19 protein-coding genes are annotated in these 20,210 nt (G+C 43.3%); 14 read left to right on the top strand and 5 right to left on the bottom strand.

Translation table 11 applies throughout. From position 1 onward, the window contains the following. Positions 1–40: 40 nt before the first annotated feature. Positions 41–301, top strand: a complete 261-nt coding sequence (locus RH061_RS19660) for a DUF1871 family protein (protein ID WP_311072496.1) — start codon at positions 41–43, stop codon at positions 299–301. 30 nt (positions 302–331) lie between these two features. On the opposite strand, the gene RH061_RS19655 is transcribed toward RH061_RS19660, so the two are convergent. From RH061_RS19655 to RH061_RS19645, 3 genes are all read right to left on the bottom strand, one after another. Continuing rightward, positions 332–1,186: an alpha/beta fold hydrolase gene (locus RH061_RS19655; protein WP_311072495.1), complete on the bottom strand. Its 855-nt coding sequence runs from the start codon at positions 1,184–1,186 to the stop codon at positions 332–334. Between the two features lie 281 nt (positions 1,187–1,467). Beyond that, positions 1,468–1,713, bottom strand: a complete 246-nt coding sequence (locus RH061_RS19650) for a helix-turn-helix domain-containing protein (protein WP_102264162.1) — start codon at positions 1,711–1,713, stop codon at positions 1,468–1,470. 92 nt (positions 1,714–1,805) lie between these two features. Further along, positions 1,806–3,149: a sodium-dependent transporter gene (locus RH061_RS19645; RefSeq protein WP_311072494.1), complete on the bottom strand. Its 1,344-nt coding sequence runs from the start codon at positions 3,147–3,149 to the stop codon at positions 1,806–1,808. Positions 3,150–3,422: 273 nt separating this feature from the next. Between RH061_RS19645 and RH061_RS19640 the strand changes: the two genes are divergently transcribed. The 4 genes from RH061_RS19640 to RH061_RS19625 all read left to right on the top strand — a co-directional run bounded on the left by RH061_RS19640 (position 3,423) and on the right by RH061_RS19625 (position 8,162). Further along, complete coding sequence (locus RH061_RS19640; RefSeq protein WP_311072493.1) at positions 3,423–3,980, top strand: RNA polymerase sigma factor; 558 nt, start codon at positions 3,423–3,425, stop codon at positions 3,978–3,980. Next, on the top strand, positions 3,973–5,652 hold the full coding sequence (locus RH061_RS19635; protein WP_311072492.1) for a hypothetical protein: 1,680 nt from the start codon (positions 3,973–3,975) through the stop codon (positions 5,650–5,652). Before RH061_RS19640 ends, RH061_RS19635 begins: the two co-directional genes overlap by 8 nt. 114 nt (positions 5,653–5,766) lie before the next feature. Further along, positions 5,767–6,159, top strand: a complete 393-nt coding sequence (gene yugI, locus RH061_RS19630; protein WP_311072491.1) for a S1 domain-containing post-transcriptional regulator GSP13 — start codon at positions 5,767–5,769, stop codon at positions 6,157–6,159. A gap of 806 nt (positions 6,160–6,965) precedes the next feature. Continuing rightward, complete coding sequence (locus RH061_RS19625) at positions 6,966–8,162, top strand: ornithine--oxo-acid transaminase (protein WP_311072490.1); 1,197 nt, start codon at positions 6,966–6,968, stop codon at positions 8,160–8,162. A 47-nt stretch (positions 8,163–8,209) separates the two neighbouring features. Here the strand turns inward: RH061_RS19625 and RH061_RS19620 are convergent, their stop codons facing one another. Continuing rightward, on the bottom strand, positions 8,210–8,443 hold the full coding sequence (locus tag RH061_RS19620; protein ID WP_023626663.1) for a DUF378 domain-containing protein: 234 nt from the start codon (positions 8,441–8,443) through the stop codon (positions 8,210–8,212). Between the two features lie 204 nt (positions 8,444–8,647). Between RH061_RS19620 and RH061_RS19615 the strand changes: the two genes are divergently transcribed. From RH061_RS19615 to RH061_RS19605, 3 genes are all read left to right on the top strand, one after another. Continuing rightward, positions 8,648–9,811 (top strand): iron-containing alcohol dehydrogenase, encoded by a 1,164-nt coding sequence (locus RH061_RS19615; RefSeq protein ID WP_311072489.1) that lies wholly within the window; start codon positions 8,648–8,650, stop codon positions 9,809–9,811. 323 nt (positions 9,812–10,134) lie between these two features. After that, a complete protein-coding gene (locus RH061_RS19610; protein ID WP_311072488.1) occupies positions 10,135–11,484 on the top strand; it encodes a glucose-6-phosphate isomerase in 1,350 nt (449 codons plus the stop codon). A gap of 318 nt (positions 11,485–11,802) precedes the next feature. Continuing rightward, a complete protein-coding gene (locus tag RH061_RS19605) occupies positions 11,803–12,207 on the top strand; it encodes a YugN-like family protein (RefSeq protein WP_102264151.1) in 405 nt (134 codons plus the stop codon). Here the strand turns inward: RH061_RS19605 and RH061_RS19600 are convergent. Next, the gene (locus RH061_RS19600; RefSeq protein WP_311072487.1) at positions 12,204–13,199 is read right to left on the bottom strand and encodes a potassium channel family protein; all 996 of its coding nucleotides are present in this window, start codon (positions 13,197–13,199) and stop codon (positions 12,204–12,206) included. The genes RH061_RS19605 and RH061_RS19600 overlap by 4 nt on opposite strands. Positions 13,200–13,412: 213 nt before the next feature. On the opposite strand from RH061_RS19600, the gene RH061_RS19595 reads away from it, so the two are divergent. The 6 genes from RH061_RS19595 to RH061_RS19570 all read left to right on the top strand — a co-directional run bounded on the left by RH061_RS19595 (position 13,413) and on the right by RH061_RS19570 (position 20,209). Then, positions 13,413–13,616 (top strand): hypothetical protein, encoded by a 204-nt coding sequence (locus RH061_RS19595; RefSeq protein ID WP_311072486.1) that lies wholly within the window; start codon positions 13,413–13,415, stop codon positions 13,614–13,616. Positions 13,617–14,212: 596 nt separating this feature from the next. Next, positions 14,213–15,472, top strand: a complete 1,260-nt coding sequence (ltrA, locus tag RH061_RS19590) for a group II intron reverse transcriptase/maturase (RefSeq protein WP_311070432.1) — start codon at positions 14,213–14,215, stop codon at positions 15,470–15,472. A 146-nt stretch (positions 15,473–15,618) separates the two neighbouring features. Beyond that, positions 15,619–16,209, top strand: coding sequence for an undecaprenyl phosphate transporter UptA (gene uptA / locus RH061_RS19585; protein ID WP_311072485.1), 591 nt, complete (start codon positions 15,619–15,621; stop codon positions 16,207–16,209). A 115-nt stretch (positions 16,210–16,324) separates the two neighbouring features. Beyond that, positions 16,325–17,872 (top strand): spore germination protein, encoded by a 1,548-nt coding sequence (locus tag RH061_RS19580; RefSeq protein ID WP_311072484.1) that lies wholly within the window; start codon positions 16,325–16,327, stop codon positions 17,870–17,872. Continuing rightward, a complete protein-coding gene (locus tag RH061_RS19575) occupies positions 17,872–18,981 on the top strand; it encodes a GerAB/ArcD/ProY family transporter (protein ID WP_311072483.1) in 1,110 nt (369 codons plus the stop codon). Before RH061_RS19580 ends, RH061_RS19575 begins: the two co-directional genes overlap by 1 nt. Beyond that, positions 18,956–20,209 (top strand): Ger(x)C family spore germination protein, encoded by a 1,254-nt coding sequence (locus RH061_RS19570; protein ID WP_311072482.1) that lies wholly within the window; start codon positions 18,956–18,958, stop codon positions 20,207–20,209. The genes RH061_RS19575 and RH061_RS19570 overlap by 26 nt, the downstream gene beginning before the upstream one ends. Position 20,210: the final 1 nt, after the last annotated feature.

Raw genomic sequence — 20,210 nt, 5'->3', positions numbered from 1 at the left:
TTATGATAAAATATTTTTAAAAAATAATCAGGTGATTGAATTGGAATCGAAAGAACTTAGCTATAAATTAATAGATGTTTTGAATAAATGGGACCCTTTCAAGGTAGGCGCAGGCCAGTTCGACCCGGAAATCGCCGATATCCTTCAGGCTGTCCATGATTACAACGAAGCAGATAAAATAGCCCGCAGGATCCAGTCCGTTTTCGAGTTTTCATTCGAACAGGTCCTGCCGTTTGACCAATGCTTTTCAGTCGCAAACACTCTTCTGGCGATCAAAAATGAAGATGTATGCTCCTTATAACACTTCCTATACGAATTGAAACGGCAGCCATCAGCGGCTGCCGTTTGCTGTTGCTTCAGCTGTTTCCTCTGCTGCTATGAACCCGTTGATCAGTTGATGGACATCTTCTGGGCGCTCCTCGGGCACGAGATGACCGGTTTCTTTTAAAATGACGAGTTCTGAATTCCTCAAATCCTTGTTCAACTTTCGCCCGATCATGACAGGGACGACTTTATCGTGTTCGCCCCAAATCAACAGGCAAGGTGCTTTGATTTTCCGTAAATCTTCTGCTGACAGGTCGCCCTCCCGGTGGCGGATCATCATCGTCAAGGCTTTGAAAATATCATCCTCCAGGAATGGAGAGAGATAGCCATATAGCATTTCATCATTGATCATCGAATGGTCATACACGACGTTCTGCAGGTTTTGTTTTACACCAGATCGGGCCAGGTGAAACTTGACATACAGTTGGAAGTACGGGATGTAGCTTGAAAGGACTAGCGGAAGCTTTGCCTTTTTCAAATATCCCGAACTGCAAAGCAAGATGCCTTTTTTCGCATACTCCGGATGATGCAATAGAATATTCATGGCAATTTGGCCTCCCATCGAATGCCCTACGACATTGAATTCGCGGACGCCAAGGGATTTCATGAGCTCGACGACTGTTGCGGCCAGATTCTCATAGGAATATTTGAAGCTGGAGACCTTACCGCTCTTTCCAAAAGGGGGAAGATCTACCGAAATGACGTTATAATCCTCTTTTAAAAGGGGGATTAAATGCCTGAAGCTGAAAGTAGAGGAAAGAAAACCATGCAGCAGAACCAGGGTTTCCTTTGCGTCTGGGTTCTGATAGTGCTCATAGTAAAGGTCGATTCCTCTTACGGTTTTATTCCTGGCGAATTCCATCGGCTCTCACTCCTGACATGATTAGCGAATTAGGCAAGGTATGCCTTTTATTTTCCCCGCAAAACGAAACTTCACACAAAAAAATGCCATTAAACCCAAAAAAAATATGGACACCAATACAGGTGCCCATTAAAAAGGGGGGAATACTAGAAAGCCTTATGGGACTAGGATAACCAGATTGGCAGAATAGTATACATTTATTTTCAAGTTTTTTGCGAACTGATGAAAAAATAAAGCAGGCAGAGATCTCTGCCTGCTAAGGAGCATTGTGATTTTGCGTGTTACAAGCTGCTTGGCCTTTGGTCGAGTTCTGGCGGTGCAGCGTAATAAATTTCTCCCATCAATTCTGATGCAGGGACATCGAGGGCTGTCGAGATCTTTAGAATCGTCTGCAATTTAGGTGTCTGCTCGCCGCTTTCGTATCTTTGGATTGTCCGCGTACCTACCCTGATTTTTAAAGCGAGCTCCTCCTGGGAAATTCCGACTCGTTCACGGCACATCTTGATATTCTGTCCAATTGCAGTCATCGCTCATCACCTCCAAAAATAAATATCTCTTACTATAAGTTTATCATTAAATTTTTGAAAATATCGACAATAATGTGAACGTTTTCTTAACTTTAGATTATACCAATGGATTGCAGAAAAACAATGCCGATACCTACTGGTACGATGTAGCGGATGGAGAAGTACCAAATGTTGAATAATAACTGATTGCTTTCAGTGCCCTCATCCATTTCGCGCCTGACCATTTTACGTGGAAGCACATACCCGACGAATATAGCAATGAAAAAAGCTCCCAGCGGCAGGGCAATATTGCTGGTCAGGAAGTCGGCGAGATCGAAGAAGGTTTTTCCGAAAAATTTCACGTCGGATAAAACACCGAAGGATAGGGCATTCGGAATTCCTGCAGCAAAAACAAGCAGACCTCCAATCCAGGAAAACTTTTTACGCTTATTCTTGTCTCCTTTTGACAGTACGGCAACGATGATCTCGAGAATCGAGAATGCGGATGTCAATGTCGCGAAAAGCAGCAAAATCAAGAAAATCGTCAGGAATACCCCGCCAAATGCCAGTTCATTAAAAACGGCAGGCAGTACAACGAAGACAAGTCCAGGGCCAGCTTCCGGTTCGAAACCGAATGCGAATACAGCCGGGAAAATGACAAGTCCGGCGAGCAGCGAGATAAGAATATTCAACCCGACTACTGAAAACGCTGATTTTGCCAGGCTTTCACCTTTGGACAAATAGGAAGCATATGTCACCATGACAGAAAGTCCGACACTTAAAGCGAAAAATGACTGTCCCAGTGCCATTAAAATAGTTTGCCCTGTAACCGCTGACCAGTTTGGCTTCAGGAAAAACTCTACCCCTGCCATCGCTCCATCCAATGTCAGGGACCTGATTACCAGGATGATAAAAAGAATGAACAGGGCGGGCATCATGTATTTGCTCGCTTTTTCAATGCCCTGCTGGACACCGCCCTGGACGACCCATATGGTCAGGACAAGGAATAGGAGCTGAACAGCAACAGCTTCAACAGGATTGGATATGATGCTTTCGAATGTTGCTCCGTATTGAGCCTGTGTCAATCCTGACAGTGAACCTGTGAAGCTCCGGCCTAAATAGGAAAGAATCCACCCACCAACTACACTATAGAAGGACAGGATCAGGAAAGAAGCAATGACACCGCCATACCCAAGCAAAGGCCATGCGCTTTTCGGAGCCAGGTGTTTATAAGACATAACGGCGTCCTTTTGTGTGTTCCGGCCAATGATAAATTCAGCCAGCAAAATAGGTGCGCCTATAAATATAGTCATCAGCAAGAAGAAAATCAGAAAGATTCCGCCGCCATTTGTACCTGCCATATAGGGGAATTTCCAAATCGCTCCGAGACCAATGGCCGATCCCGCAGCAGCCAGAATGAAACCTAGCTTTGAAGTCCATTGTTCATGCTTATTCATAGAGAAAACTCCTTTATATAAAAGTCTGAATATTTATATTTTCTGACAAAATAAAAAAATACCTTTTCATGTTACTATTTTTTCAGGAAAAAGCATAGCATTTTCAGGCTTTAGTCAATTATTTAGCTTTTTGTTATTTTTTTGAAACAAAAGAGGAAATACGCCGTTTTATAGGTAAAGTGATTTTCGCTTTAAGGCGACGGGAACGCAAGCGGCCGCAGCCGTCGCTGTTAAAATCTTAAAAAGATAGGTAACCAGTTTGGGGGATCCAAAATGAATGATGATGAATTAGTGTTCCGGGCGAGGAATGGCAATATGCAGGCTTTCGCGGAGTTGATCGATATCCATACTCCAACCGTCAAGCGCTTTGCCTTCCAGCTTGGGAACAAATACGACGACATAGATGATATCACCCAGGAAGTGTTCGTCAGGGTCTACCGCTTCCTCGACCAATTCTCACATGCGAAGTTCACGACCTGGCTTTATAAAATCACATTGAATGTGACGAGGGACTTTGCCCGGAGTAAGCAAAGGCAGATCAAGAAAGTGCTGAAGATTGGCAAGGAACGTTCATACGACGGGAAGACAGCAGAGGAAAGCATCCTTCGGTATGAGGAAGACAGGACATTGCATGAGTGCATTCAAAAACTTGATGAGAAATACCGCATCCCGATTGTCCTCTTTTATTTTCACGATAAAAGCTATGACGAAATCGCGGAGATTACCGGTGCATCACTGTCAAATGTAAAGACGAGGATGTCCCGAGGAAAGGAACACTTGAAGAAGCTGCTCACTCTAGCTCAAAAGAAGGAGGGTGCAAACCATGGATGATCAGTTATTGGAGAAGCGACTGGAGAGCTTGAAAAGTGCATACGACGACATGCCAGAAGATGAAAATCGTTCAGCGATCCTTGCGGCGATCAAAAAAGACCAGAAGAAGCAGAAACAAAATAAGTGGTTTCACTTGCGGTACGCCGCAAGTTTTATAGGTGTCGGGATGATTGCTGGTGTCCTGATGATGCAATATATCGGAGATCATGCACCTTCTGAAGAGGAAACTGAACAGCACCAGGCAGCATCCAGTGAAAATAGTTCCGGTGAGTTGGAAAAATCAGATGTAAAAGAAGTATTTGATGACTTGGAAGAGTATTATCAGGAGCGGGAACTCCAGACGAAAGAAAAGCTGGGCTTCTTATCGGGATTTGAAAATTATCTGTATCGAAATATTCCGATGGAACTGAATGACTCGGAAAGTGCTTTCCTATCAGACCTGGAAGCCTATAAGCAAACAGATTTGGAGGATACAAGGAAAAGGCTTACCAGTGAGATTGATCAAGCTTTCACCATGCCATCAGAGATGATCGATAAGCTTTTGCAAGAAAAAAGTGACGATGTTTATATAAGTGGGCCGGAATTCATTCTCCTTAACCAACTGGAGTCTTTTTTGGGGGCCTATTATCTTTCGATGACCTATTATGAAGATGATATAAATAAAGCCATTGAGAAAGAAAATGCCGATGAGGTTGTGAAGAAGATGAATGCTGGCGGAGAAGGTCTTTCTTCCCCAGGTTTAAAAGAGATGTCATCCAAGGCTGTTGATAATGGATATGCTTTTAGGGAAGAAGAAGGCAGGATCGTACCATATGTGAATTTTAGCGGCCTTGCAGACCGCCTTCGCGGTGCGGTGAATGAAGATTTTATTAAGTATTTGGAACTTAGGACCAACAGAGTTCAGGATCGAAACGGAGAGATTATATCCTTTGAGGGGCTGGCAGATTTACTGGTGAAGCTCGAAAAAACGATATCAGCAGTGAAAAATCCAATCATCGAGGAAAGAATGAGGAATGACGCAAAGTCGCTATATGCCCTTTTCGTTGTAAGCCCCTATATTTATGACAAAAATGAAGAGTTAAAAAGTGAAGCGAAACAATCATATTTATATATGCTGGAAACCTATCCAGAGACCGATACAGCAGCTGCGGTGAATAGTATGTTCAAAAAGATGCAAAGCAACCAATTCCAAAAGCCTGCAGATGGCGAGAAGCTTGATTACCCAAGGTATTTGGAGATTCCAGCTCATTTAAAACGAGAGGACGTCATTGACAAAAAAGTGCTTCCGCTGCCGGATCCATTGCTTTCGAGCTATAAAGAATTCGCAGCCAAGAAGGATTTCAATATCCTGAAAAATTACGGACCGTTTGAAATTATGCAATTGTACTTTCATGCGGATGAGACTGGTGATTATGAAACCAAATATGCCCTGTACAGCAAGAATGGCGGCCAGCCTCCAAAAGATCAGTATATTGAGGAGATGAAGGCGGCGGAAGTGGACATCAGCGTAATCTTAAAGGGATATGAGTATGCTACACTTTACTACTCAAACGATGATCCGGAAAAAATCATCGGGATCCAGCTCCTTTACAATGACCGCACTGATGCCCCGGTCTTTCAGATGGTCCAGGAGGACGGATTCTGGAAAGTCCAGTTTTTGCCATTACAATAATGGAAACACTCATATAGAATTATCTTATTCCTTTTGATAAATGCTACAGAATATGATATAATTTTTAATTGCGTATTAATGGGATAAAATAAAACAATATTTAGGAGTGTTTCCATGTCAGAAAATATTCAAGTAGGCAGCGTTTTAACAGGTAAAGTTACAGGAATCCAGCCATACGGCGCTTTCGTAGCATTAGATGAAAATACACAAGGTCTAGTGCACATTTCCGAAATCACACACGGTTATGTTAAGGACGTTAACGAGCACCTTTCTGTTGGCGATGAAGTGAAAGTGAAAGTTTTGTCAATTGATGAAGCTGCTGGAAAAATCGGCTTATCAATCCGTGCAACTGAAGAAGCACCAGAACAGCCACAACGCGCTAAAAAGCCACGCAGCAAGCGTCCAGCAGCTGTAGTTCAGCACCAGGACGACTCAGCTCAAGGCTTCAACACTTTGAAGGATAAGCTTCAAGAGTGGATCAACCAGTCAGATATGGCTAAAAAATAAGCTTCAAAGCGAAAAACCGGACATTTTTGTCCGGTTTTTTATTTGTTATATATCGATGACTTCGGCAAGGAATCAGGAGTGAACACAAAAGTGGTAAAAGGTAATCTTGTGGCTCGAACGGAACCCTTATGTATGAGAAATGGCAAGCATAAGGGTATCTATCGTGTAGAACGGAACCCTTATGTGGGTGGAATGGCAAGCATAAGGGTATCTATCGTGAGGAACGGAACCCTTATAGAGAAGAAAAGCGAAGCATGAGGGCCTCTTGCGGCTCGAATGGTACCCTTATGGAGAAGAAAAGCGAAGCATAAGGGAGTCTTGCGGCTCGAATGGTACCCTTATAGAGAAGAAAAGCGAGGCATAAGGGTATCTTAAGGCCCGAACGGTACCCTTATGGAGGAGAAAAGCGAAGCATAAGGGCCTCTTTCAGCCCGAACGGTACCCTTATGGAGAAGAAAGGCGAAGCATAAGGGTGTCTTTCAGCCCGAACGGTACCCTTATAGAGAAGAAAAGCGAAGCATAAGGGTGTCTATCAGCCCGAACGGAACCCTTATGGAGAAAAAAAGTGAAACATAAGGGTGTCTATCAGTCCTTTAGGGAATAAAACCTCGAAACAAACCCGCTACCTAGTGTCCACCGGCCTCACCCTCCCATCCCTCGCAGAGAAAACTAGCTGAACCGAGGACATCCTCTTAAAATAAACCAACTTTTGTCCGTCATTCTTTTTTAGGGGGTTAAAATGAAAGAGCTTACAGGTTACAATATGATTGTCTAACCAATTTTTTCATTGGAACGGAGGAAAGTTCATGACGATAACAAAAACTAGCTCGCTGATCGAGCAGACTCAAAAATACGGTGCGAATAACTATCATCCGCTGCCAATCGTGATTTCGAAAGCAGAGGGGGTTTGGGTAGAGGATCCTGAAGGCAACAAATATATGGACATGCTGAGTGCGTATTCGGCAGTCAACCAGGGACATCGCCATCCAAAGGTCATCCAGGCGCTTAAAGACCAGGCTGATCGTGTGACTCTTACTTCAAGAGCATTCCACAATGACCAGCTAGGACCGTGGTATGAAAAGATCTGCAAGTTAACGAATAAGGAAATGGCTTTGCCGATGAACACTGGAGCGGAAGCTGTTGAAACAGCTATAAAAGCAGCTCGCCGCTGGGCTTATGATGTCAAAGGCGTTGCGGACAACCAGGCTGAAATCATTGCTTGTATCGGCAACTTCCATGGCCGCACAATGACAGCGGTTTCCTTATCATCTGAAGAAGAATACAAACGAGGATTCGGCCCAATGCTGCCAGGGATCAAACTGATTCCTTATGGTGACCTAGAAGCATTGAAGGAAGCAATTACTCCAAATACTGCAGCGTTCCTGATTGAACCGATTCAGGGTGAGGCAGGAATCGTCATTCCGCCGGAAGGCTTCATGAAAGCTGCATACGATGTATGTAAAGAAAATAATGTCCTGTTCATTGCCGATGAAATCCAGGCCGGTCTCGCAAGGTCCGGAAAAATGTTCGCGTGTGAATGGGAGGGGATCGAGCCTGATATGTACATCCTTGGAAAGGCATTAGGCGGTGGGGTGTTCCCTATTTCATGTGTAGTCGCCGACAATGATGTATTGGGAGTATTCAACCCAGGTTCCCATGGATCCACTTTTGGCGGCAATCCAATGGCTTGCGCAGTTTCCATCGCGTCCCTTGATGTATTGATTGATGAGAAGCTTGCGGACCGTTCGCTTGAACTGGGTGAATATTTCATCAGCAAGCTTCGTGAAATCGACAATCCTATCATCAAGGATATCCGCGGCCGCGGCTTGTTCATTGGCGTCGAGCTAACAGAGCCTGCACGCAAGTATTGTGAAGAGTTGAAAGAAGAAGGCCTGCTCTGCAAAGAAACGCATGATACGGTCATTCGTTTTGCTCCGCCGCTCGTCATCAGCCAGGAAGAACTGGATTGGGCAATACAGAGAATAAAGAAAGTTTTATCATAAAAATGAGAAAACCCGCCTTCATTGGCGGGCTTTTCATTTGATCCCAATTATCGAGTAGCCCTTGGTTCTGCCGCTCTCTCTTCTCTTTCGCTTGGTGCGAATAGAAGTCCGATGTTTATAAGACCGGCAAGACCGACTAACCCATAGATGATTCGAGCCAATGCTGAATCCTGTCCACCGAAAATTGCTGCAACAAGGTCAAATTGGAAGAATCCTACTAAACCCCAGTTGATGGCCCCGATAATGGTAAGTACTAGTGCTGCACGTTGAATACCGCTCATGGATGTTTCCTCCCTTAAAATTAAATTTGTTCTTTTATAGATTGTTTCAGCACGAAATGAATTATTCATTCGTCCTATTTTTATTACCTACCCTCATGAAAAAATTTGTAACATTTCGCAGCACATTGGAGCACATTAAGAAGTGTATTTTTTGCAATGGTTTTAGAAAAAGAACATAATAATCCCTAGAGGAAGGTGATTTAAATGGATAACTTTACTTTTTACAATCCAACGAAACTGATATTTGGCAAAGGCCAGCTTGAGGAATTGAAAAACGAAGTCCCTCAATACGGAAAAAAAGTCCTGCTGGTATATGGCGGTGGCAGCATCAAACGAAATGGTCTTTATGATTCTGTCATGGACACTCTTAAGGAAATTGGCGCTGAAGTATTCGAGCTTTCCGGCGTTGAGCCAAACCCTCGTCTGTCGACTGTCCATAAAGGCGTGAAGATTTGCAAAGATGAAGGAATCGAATTCTTGCTGGCAGTTGGCGGCGGCAGTGTCATTGACTGCACAAAAGCAATCGCTGCAGGTGCGAAATATGATGGAGATGCCTGGGATCTGGTCACAAAGAAGGCTTTTGCAGCAGAAGCCCTTCCTTTTGGCACCGTACTCACTTTGGCAGCTACTGGCTCTGAAATGAATGCAGGTTCTGTCATCACAAACTGGGAAACGAATGAAAAGTATGGCTGGGGAAGCCCGGTCACATTCCCGAAATTCTCCATCCTTGATCCAGTGAACACTTTTACCGTTCCGAAGGATCAGACGATTTATGGAATTGTGGACATGATGTCACATGTATTCGAACACTATTTCCACCTGACCGAAAACACGGAGTTCCAGGACCGCATGTGTGAATCCTTGCTTTTAACAGTGATGGAAACAGCACCTAAACTGCTTGCAGACCTGGAAAATTACGAATATCGCGCAACGATCCTTTATTCAGGAACGATGGCCTTGAATGGAATCTTAAACATGGGTTACCGCGGTGATTGGGCGACTCATAATATCGAGCACGCTGTATCGGCCGTGTATGATATCCCACATGGAGGCGGCCTGGCGATCCTGTTCCCGAACTGGATGAAGCATAACCTTAAGGTAAAACCGGAACGTTTCAAGAAAATGGCTGTCAGGGTCTTCGGTGTGAATCCAGAAGGCAAGACGGACGAAGAAGCTGGTTTGGAAGGAATCGAAAAGCTGCGTGAATTCTGGAACAGCATAGGTGCCCCATCAAGACTTGCCGATTATGACATCGATGACAGCAAGCTTGAAGTAATGGCTGACAAAGCAATGGTCAATGGGGAGTTTGGCAACTTCGCAAAATTGAATAAAGATGATGTACTGGAAATTTATCGTATGTCATTATAAAAAAGCTGTAGGACCCAGGAGCATAACCTGGGTCCTTTCTTTGTAAGGCTAAAATAAGTCATCGGGATCATTTTTCAAGGATTTTCGAAAGAGTGATCGGGATTATTTTTCAAGGGATATTCGAAAGAGTGATAATTTCACTATATACGGATAAAAAGAAAGTATAATGGTTTAAAATCTGCAATCAGGGAAAAAAATAACGGAGTCATCTAAAGAGTAAAAAATAATTCACATTGTGTACGCTTACATCTGAGAGTGTTTCTTGATTATTGGGACCCATTTCGATAAAGTGATAGAGAATATAAAATAATGGAGGATCAGACATGACACATGTTCGTTTTGATTACTCAAAGGCGCTTAGCTTTTTTGGTGAACACGAAGTTACATACTTAAGGGATTTTGTAAAAGTAGCCCATCATTCATTACATGAAAAGACTGGTGCAGGCAGCGACTTTTTAGGCTGGATTGATCTGCCTGTCGACTATGATAAAGAAGAATTCGCACGCATCCAGAAGTCAGCGGAAAAGATTAAGAGTGATTCTGATGTCCTGCTTGTGGTTGGGATTGGTGGCTCTTATCTTGGTGCACGTGCTGCGCTTGAATTTTTACAGCACAGCTTCTATAACGCTCTTCCGAAAGAAAAGCGCCAGACACCGCAAATTATTTTTATCGGCAATAACATCAGCTCAACTTATATGACAGATGTGATGGATCTTTTGGAAGGCAAGGATTTCTCCATCAATGTCATTTCAAAATCAGGAACAACGACGGAGCCTGCGATTGCATTCCGTATCTTCCGCAAATTGCTTGAAGAAAAGTATGGAGTCGAAGAAGCACGCAAACGCATTTATGCGACAACGGATAAAGCACGCGGTGCATTGAAAACTCTTGCTGACGAAGAAGGCTATGAATCATTTGTGATTCCGGATGATGTCGGCGGACGCTATTCTGTTTTGACAGCAGTAGGCTTACTTCCGATCGCTGTCAGCGGTTCAGATATCGAAGCGATGATGAAAGGAGCAGCACAGGCGAGGGAAGACTTCGGCAAATCAGAGCTTGAAGAAAACCCTGCCTACCAATACGCTGCAGTCCGCAACGCTCTTTACAATAAAGGCAAGACAATTGAAATGCTGATCAACTATGAACCATCACTTCAGTACTTCTCTGAATGGTGGAAGCAGCTGTTCGGCGAAAGTGAAGGGAAGGACCAGAAGGGAATTTATCCTTCTTCCGCTAACTTCTCAACAGATCTTCACTCCCTTGGACAATATGTCCAGGAAGGCCGTCGTGACCTGTTCGAGACCATCATCAAGGTGGAAAAGCCTCGCCACGAAATGACGATTGAAGAAGCTGGAAGCGATCTTGACGGCTTGAACTACCTTGCTGGCAAGACAGTTGATTTCGTCAACAACAAAGCGTTCGAAGGAACGATGCTTGCCCATACAGACGGAGGCGTACCAAACCTGGTTCTGACGATTCCACAGCTAGACGAGTATACATTCGGATACCTTGTATACTTCTTCGAAAAAGCATGTGCAATGAGCGGCTACCTGCTTGGCGTGAATCCTTTCGACCAGCCAGGCGTTGAAGCATACAAAGTGAATATGTTCGCATTGCTTGGAAAACCAGGCTTCGAAGAAAAGAAAGCAGAATTGGAAAAGCGACTTAAATAGAACTGAAAAAGGAGTACCCTGTTGGGTGCTCCTTTTTTACGGTTCGAAAACTGGAAAAAATCGCACGGAATTTCCAAGTCGCCAATAAAATTGAATTTTCGCCAATAAACTTGTGAAAATCGCCAATATAAATATTAAATCGCCAATAAAATGATGGAAATCGCCAATAAAATTTTATTTTCGCCAATAAAGGTAAAAATCCAGCAGCTACTACCCGCTTAAAGATGGTTTCCAAGCTAATCGAATCGTTCATCGCTCATTAAATGGCCGCTTTTGGTTAAAACTAAGCAAAAACACTTGGAAAGGCGGAAACGACCATTGATTGAGATACAATCTGAGCTTGAGGGCAAACATTTTGATCTTTTTAAACTGGAGCAGATGCTGAAACCGTTGGGGTATTCGATCGGAGGAAATTGGGATTATGACCATGGCGCGTTCGATTATAAGATAGATGACGAAGTTGGGTACCAATTTTTGAGGCTTCCATTCAAGGCAATTGATGGGCAGCTTGATTCGAAAGGCTGCACTGTCCAATTTGAACGGCCTTTCCTGTTATCGCACAAATATCAGCGAGGGATCGATGACCATGCGGAGATTGGGAATGCCAGCGCATCCTTCAACCAGTTCCAGGAACCGGTCGATAAGGATGCGAGCTTTCCGGAAAAGTACATCGAAGTAGGTCGTTCGCTTGTCCGCGAAGTAGAATCTGCTTTGTTGCATTAATCGTCATTTAAAATGGCGAGTAACTGATCATCGTATTTAATTTTGATATTGTTTTTGGGGTTGACGATCACGTCATCCCCTCTTTTACGTCCAATTAATATAATATTCCGTTCTTTCAGCAAAAAGTGGCTAGCATCCTGAAAATTCTTGTCAATCAGAGAAGCTTCAGCCTCTATATACGTCAGTCGTTTCCCATTCAATTCCCCCAGCAAATCCAATAAAGGGTTCACAACCTCGGCGGAGGCGATGCTGTTCAAAAGTACTGCACTGGTTAGGGAATTCGCGGGAATCAGCTCATCAGCTCCCGCTCTTCTCGCATTATTGATTTGTTCGCTCGTTTGTATTTCAGCAATACAGCGGATTTCCGGGTTCAATCCTTTTATGGCTAGAAGCGTGAGGATCGTATTCATATCGGCCTGCAGCTCGTCCAGGTTCTGGTCTGAAGTTATAATGACTTTTCTGGCTGTAGTGATGCCTGCATTCAATAAAGTTTCATCCTTGTTCGCGCGGCCTCTGATGAAATGGACATTATCGTCTTTAATGGGGTTTGACCCCAGTGTATCGTCTACCAGTATGATGGAGTCATCCGCCTCTATCAGCGAGTGGATGACTGAACGAGACCTTTCGTTCCATCCGATGATGATAATATGGCGATTTCCGCGATAGCCTACCTTTCCCTCAGCATATGCATTTTGTTTGGTCACCGTCGCAGCTGATAGATGGATGAAATACGATGATAAAAATCCTGTGCCAACCATAAGAAGCAGGATTGCTGTGATTCGTCCCCATGTAGTTACGGGGTAGAAATCTCCGAATCCCACTGTTGATGCAGTAATGATCGCCCACCAAACACCATCAAAGATAGTCGGAAAGCTTCTTGGTTCTACATAATGAATGACTACACCAAACAGAGTGATCATTAAAGCGGCAATCATAAGGATCCTTGCTAATATTGGCAGCTTTATGAAGCGCATATATAAGTGATTAGTCATATCTTACTCCCCCTCTTATTTCTCGTATTATGTATGAAAACAATATTTACTTTTCCCTCGTTTTTGCCTTCAAAAACGGAATTAACCAGATTTATGTAATTCTATTTTCGTCGAGCAGATTCTTTTTTACACAAGAAAATTCAAGAATAGTCACTAGCCCGTACCCAAATTGCAGTATATACATATCTTAGGAAGTAAAGGAGGGATTATTATATGTCATTCAATTGGGGATCCAATGTGCTTCTTTTCGTTGCTTGCATGCTTGCAGGCTGGGTATTGATGAAATTCGGACCGATGCTGCTGACCCTTCCCGGAGGTCTCTTTGGGATTATCGGCGTTATTGTCATCGTACTCTTCGCTTTTGTCATTATATTTATTGGACTGAGGGTCTTATTCAGAGGCGGCTGGCGCAGCTGACGTTTCCTTTTAAAAGAACCTGTCTAACCGGCAGGTTCTTTTTCTGTGCGCCCGGCATGGGTGCAGTCTATAGGGTGTAAGTCCCGAGCCATGAAGGCAGTAGTAGTGGTTAGCTTAACGCAAGGGTGTCCGCGGTGACGCGGAATCTGAAGGAAGCGAGCGGCAAACCTCCGGTCTGAGGAACACGAACTTCATATAAGGCTAGGTACCATTGGATGAGTTTGCAGAACAAAACAAAGTCCTTACTGCCGAAGGTGGTACAGAGTAAATGAAGCAGATAGATGGAGGGAAAGACTGTACTCTTACCCGGGGAGGTCTGATTGGAAAGCCAAGTACACTTGGTAACCTATCTAGCAATAGATAGCTGAACAATCAGAAGTCAGCAGAGGTCATAGTACTTTACCGGCTCGAGACGGTAAGGGAAGGACTGAACAATTAGGAAGAACGAGAACTAGGCATACAATTCCTGTGTAGAAGCAGACAATCCGAAAGGACTTACTTGAAGGAGGAAGTGGTGAATCCACAGGGGACTTCATGAGGGTGGAGCAGGAATAACATAATTAGATTTCTACGTTCACGTCGAAAGGAAATATCACATGTTAATGAATCTGATTCTATCACGGGAAAACTTAATAGAAGCACTTAAACGTGTGGAGAAGAACAAAGGGAGTCACGGCATAGATGGAATGTCCGTAAAATCCCTACGAAGACATCTCTATGAGAACTGGGACACCCTTTGTGATTCTTTAAGGAAAGGTACCTATCAACCTAACCCAGTACGTCGAGTCGAAATCCCGAAACCGAACGGTGGAGTAAGGTTACTTGGAATACCTACCGTGATAGATCGTTTCATCCAACAGGCAATCGCCCAAGTTTTAACTCCGCTTTTTGACCCAACCTTCTCGGAACATAGTTATGGGTTTAGGCCAAGCCGAAGAGGCCATGACGCTGTACGTAAAGCAAGGGGATATATAAGTGAAGGTTACAGATGGGTGATTGACATGGACTTGGAGAAGTTCTTTGACAAAGTGAATCATGACAAGCTGATGGGGATATTGGCAAGCAGAATCCAAGACCGATTGGTCTTGAAGCTAATTCGAAAATATCTCCAAGCAGGAATCATGATAAATGGTGTAGTCTACGATGCAGAAGAAGGAACACCACAAGGAGGTCCCCTGAGCCCTCTTCTTTCGAATATACTTTTGGATAAGCTTGATAAAGAACTAGAAAGGAGAGGTCACAAGTTTGTCCGATACGCCGATGATTGTAATATTTACATGAAATCGAAGAAAGCTGGAGAACGAGTAATGAACTCCATTACATGCTTCATTGAGCAGAAATTAAAGCTCAAAGTAAACAGAGGGAAATCAGCGGTTGACCGCCCGTGGAAACGAAAATTCCTTGGCTTTAGCTTTACGGTTAATAAGAAACCGAAGGTTCGAATAGCCAACGAAAGTGTTAAAAGGCTAAAAGCTAAAATACGAAAGTTAACATCCCGTTCTAAACCAATCCCCATGGAAGTTAGAATTGAGAAATTGAATCAATTTCTAACGGGATGGTGTGGATATTTTGCATTAGCTGATACACCAAGTAAATTCAAAGAATTTGATGAGTGGATTAGAAGAAGACTCCGTATGATTGAATGGAAACAATGGAAGAACCCGAAGACAAGAGTAAGAAAACTCAAAAGTCTTGGCGTTCCAGACCAAAAGGCATACGAATGGGGAAATTCCAGAAAGAAATTTTGGAGAATTGCCTCAAGTCCAATCTTACACAAAACCCTCGATAACTCTTATTGGAGTCATCGAGGGCTCAAAAGTCTATATCAAAGATATGAATTTCTACGTCACACTTAATTGAACCGCCGTATACCGAACGGTACGTACGGTGGTGTGAGAGGTCGGGGGTTAGTCACCCCCTCCTACTCGATTGCCCAAAGTGAGATAAACTTGGACATTCATAAATATATTTTTAAAGAGTGAAAGGGATTGGAGTGATGCACATGCAGGAATTTATTTTGGCTGTGTTGGACTGGCTGTCGAGCCTTGGCTATATTGGGATTGCAATCGGGTTGATGCTTGAGGTCATCCCAAGTGAAATCGTCCTTGGTTATGGCGGGTATATGATTTCAGAGGGGACGATCGGTTTTACCGGTGCGGTCGTTGCTGGGACGATTGGCGGGACAATTGCACAGCTATTCCTCTATTGGTTGGGCTATTTTGGCGGCCGGCCGATGCTGGAGAAATACGGGAAGTATTTATTGATCAACAAGCACCATCTGGAAGTATCCGAAAAATGGTTCAACCAATATGGTTCAGGGGTCATTTTTTCAGCAAGGTTCATACCGGTGGTCAGGCATGCGATTTCAATACCTGCGGGAATTGCGGGCATGTCATCCATAAAGTTCACGTTCTATACCATTGCGGCAATGATTCCATGGACAGTATTCTTTCTTTATCTAGGCATCGTCCTCGGTGAAAATTGGTCAGAAATCAAGGACATTGCAAAGCCGTTCATCATCCCTGTCAGCATTATCGCGTTAGGGGGAGGTGCAGTATACATACTGGCAGCCCGAAAACGAAAGAACCTTTAACGAGCTCAGGATTTTTCCTGAGTTTTTTATTTGGCCAGAACTCATAAATCATAGCAGTTTAGTAAAAGTTAAGAAAAGGAAATAATCAATCCGAATGGCAGGGAGTAGATGGAATTTGTTAAAGGAAATGCTCAGGCTGCTCAAGAAACAGCAAAAACAACCTGCTCCCCCAGCGGAAAAACTGACAGGGGAGCAGGATTCCCTGAAGGAACAGAAGTTTTCACGAAGTCTTGAAGACAATTTGTCTGTGATCAAGAAGCTTTATAGCATTCCTGACAACAAGGATGTAAAATTGCGGGAATTGCACCTTGAGGGTTTTGGTAAAAATGCCGCTCTTATATTCATCAGTACAATCTCAGATGTTAAGAGTATTGAAGAAAACATCCTAAAGCCTTTGACGGAAAATACCTCATCAAGTAAAAAAGTTAAGGATGTAGTTTCCATCCAGATGGTCCATGAAATAGATATTTTCAAGGATGCTGTCAAGGATGTGAATAAAGGAAATGCCCTGCTGATATTGGATGGTGAAGCAAAGGGCTATATCCTTGACTGTCCGGAATTCCAAAGCCGGGCCATTGACAAACCCGAAAGCGAAATTTTAATCAAAGGTCCGAAAGAAGCTTTCAATGAAAAAGTAGTGGCAAATATCTCGCTGCTCAGGAAGAAAATCAGAAATGAAAACCTGATTGTCGAAGTCATCGAAGTATCGCAGCGCTCACACAATGATGTTTACATTCTTTATATTCGTGGCCTTGCCAATGAAAAGCTGGTGGACAATATCAAGGAACGATTGGGCAGTCTTGAGGTTAATGCGGTTCAAAACCTTTCGCTGCTCGAGGAATACATCGAGGAGAGGAATTACTCGCTGTTCCCGAGCGTGTTGACGACAGAACGCCCTGATCGGGCAGCCTCTTTCCTTGAAGATGGTTATATTGCTTTACTTATGGACAACTCACCTGACAGCATGGTCCTGCCGGCAACGTTCTGGTCTTTTTTCCATAGTCCGGAAGATCACTATTTGAGAATTCATTATGGCAATTTCACAAGAGCCTTAAGAATGGTTGCACTTTTCATTACGCTTTTCACTTCAGCCATCTATGTTGGGATAACTACGTTCCATGCGGAAATGATTCCACCAGACTTGCTGCTCGCGATTGCCTCTTCCCGTGAAAAAGTGCCATTTCCTGCAGTTATTGAAATTTTGATTATGGAAGCTGCTTTTGAGTTGATCCGGGAAGCGGGACTGCGTGTTCCCAGTCCAATCGGTCCGACGATCGGCATCGTTGGGGCGCTGATCCTTGGACAGGCTGCCGTTGAGGCGAATATCATCTCTCCGATTGTCATTATCGTGGTGGCATTAGGAGGCCTAAGCTCCTTTGCTGTTGCGGATTTAAGCCTGAATTTCGCTGTAAGGCTCATCCGTTTTGCTTTTATCTTGAGTGCTGCTTTATTTGGCATATATGGGATGACAGCATTCTTTGCTGCGGGTATTTTTTATTTGGTGTCACTCAAATCCTTCGGTGTTCCATACTTAGCACCGCTGTCTCCAACTTATCAATCTTCCAAGGATACTATTTTCAGGCGGCTGGTGAAAAATGAAAAATTCCGGCCAGGTTTTTTGAAAACCGCCGATTCACAAAAAAAAGCGATGGGGCAAAAGTAATGAAACAAACAGAGGGGAAAATTGGGATAAAAGAATATGTGGCGATCATTGCCTTGACAGTTGGCACCAAGCTTAGTGACGATACTCCAACAATTATTTTTGAAAATGCAAGGAATGCTGGTTGGATTGTCGTATTGCTAATGGGGGCAATGGCTTTTATTCCAGTTTTCCTGTTGATCAAAGTTTTTTCAGCTCATAAAGGAAAGAATTTGCATGAGGTTATCATCCACATATTTGGAAAATTTTTCGGAACTATTATTTCAATTCTTCTCCTGGTGGGAGGAGTTGCTTTTATTACCGTTGATTCAGGTATATACGTTGATATAATCGGAACCATGTACTTTACGAAGTCCCCTCCCAGTATCATTTATGTCATTTTGATGCTTGTCTGCGCCTACGGGGCAAAAAGGGGAATTGAGCAGATTGGAACCGTGGCTTGGGTATTGCTGCCGTATTTAAAAATTACATTATTAATAGCGCTGATAGTCAGTATGAACGCTGGACATTTTGGTTTTATTTTTCCGATTTTGGGCGAAGGCAGTATGGAGATTCTGAAGGCCTCTGCCAAAAATATATCAATCTTTGCGGATTTATTTTTTATCGGGTTGATTGCTCCGCTGGTAACATCTTTCAAGGATTTTAAAAAAGGCACGATTTTTGGACTGATCATGGTCACAGTGGAAATAAGCCTGGCGATGTTCACATTTGTGATGCTTTTTGATTACACAACTGCCGAGATGCTTAGTTACCCTTTCCATGAAACAATCAGGTATATCCAGATTGGCTTCCTGCAAAATGTGGAAACCTTATTTTTCCCTTTCTGGCTCGTGGCTACATTTATAAGGTTTTCGTTTTATTTATATATCAGTGCGGTGCTTCTGGGAGGAATCCTGAAAATAAAGGAATTTGAATATTTGATTCCATTAATAACAACCATGGTCATTTTAATTGGTTTTGCACCAGAAAGCCCATCAATCGTCCTTTTTAACATGAGACAGAACCTGTTGATGCTGCTCAGTCCGGCATTTTTATTCCTGCCGCCGCTAATGTGGCTAATCGCGAAGATACGGGGAGATTTTAAAAATGGAACAGTACAAGAATCTAATTAAAATCTCTATTATGGTCATCATCATCCTTTCTCTGACAGGCTGCTGGGATAAGAAAGAACTGGACCAAAAAGCCTATGTGATTGGCATTGGTCTCGATACACATGAAAAGGAAGGGAAAATTACAGTGACTTATTTAATCGCCAATCCTGAGGTAGGCTCGCAGCAATCGGGAGGCGGAACACCTGAATCACCGGAGGAAGTCATATCGTTGGTGGCCGATGATTTCATCAGTTCGCGGAATACAGCGAATACAGTCATCTCAAAGGAAATTTCTTATGACTTGTTAAGTGTCATCATTGTATCGGAGGAGTTAGCAAGGAAACCTGATTTTATCAGGGTGATTTATTCTGCAGCAAAAGACAGGGAAATTAAAAGAAACACGGATTTGCTTATAACAAAAGAAAGCGCCGAAACATTCATCTTGAACAATAAACCATTGCTTGAGACCAGGCCTCATAAATTTTTTGAATTCATGATCGGCAGGGGAAAAGAGACAGGAATGATTCCAAACACAGATTTGAATGATTTTTTCAAGGTGGCAGAAAGTGACGCAGATCTATTCCTGGGAATTTACGCTACTACTGAAAGGGGACGAGATAAAGACATCACTTCTGATGATGATTTCATGGCAGGGGAAGTCCAGTTTGGCGGAAAAACGAATGATGCACAGTTCATCGGATCTGCTGTTTTTAAAGAAGGAAAGATGATTGGCAAAATCACAGGAGAAGAAACACGGATATCATCACTGCTGGACAATACATGGAAACTGGAAGATTTTAAAACAACATTCAAGGATCCATTTGATGAACGGTATCGAATTTCTGCAAGATTCTCCAAGCAAAGAAAGAACAGGCATACATTCAAGCAGCGGCACGGTAAAGCAATCATAGATATCAACGTTCCGGTCTATGTTGAAATACTCAGTGATCCGAGTATGGTCAACTTTGCAAAAAATAAAGATAAAATAGCCGAATTGAAGAAGTCGATGACTAAAACAATGGAGGAACATCTATCACAATATATTAAATATACTCAGGAAGAGTTCAAAGGTGACACTTTCCATTTGTCAGTACCGATCAGGAGGGAGTTTTTGACCCTTCAGGAATTCCGGGATTTTGACTGGATGAAATCCTATCCTAACGCTGAAATAAACGTCAGTGTCGATATCCGATTCGGTGAGTTTGGCCGGCAGACGAGACTGCCAAGTCTTCAAGAAGTGAGGGACTAAG

Origin of the sequence: Mesobacillus jeotgali (assembly GCF_031759225.1) — a bacterium.
Taxonomy (GTDB): Bacteria; Bacillota; Bacilli; order Bacillales; family Cytobacillaceae; genus Mesobacillus; species Mesobacillus jeotgali_B.
Note: the sequence above shows the minus strand (reverse complement) of the source record. Positions and strands in the feature narration are given on the sequence as shown.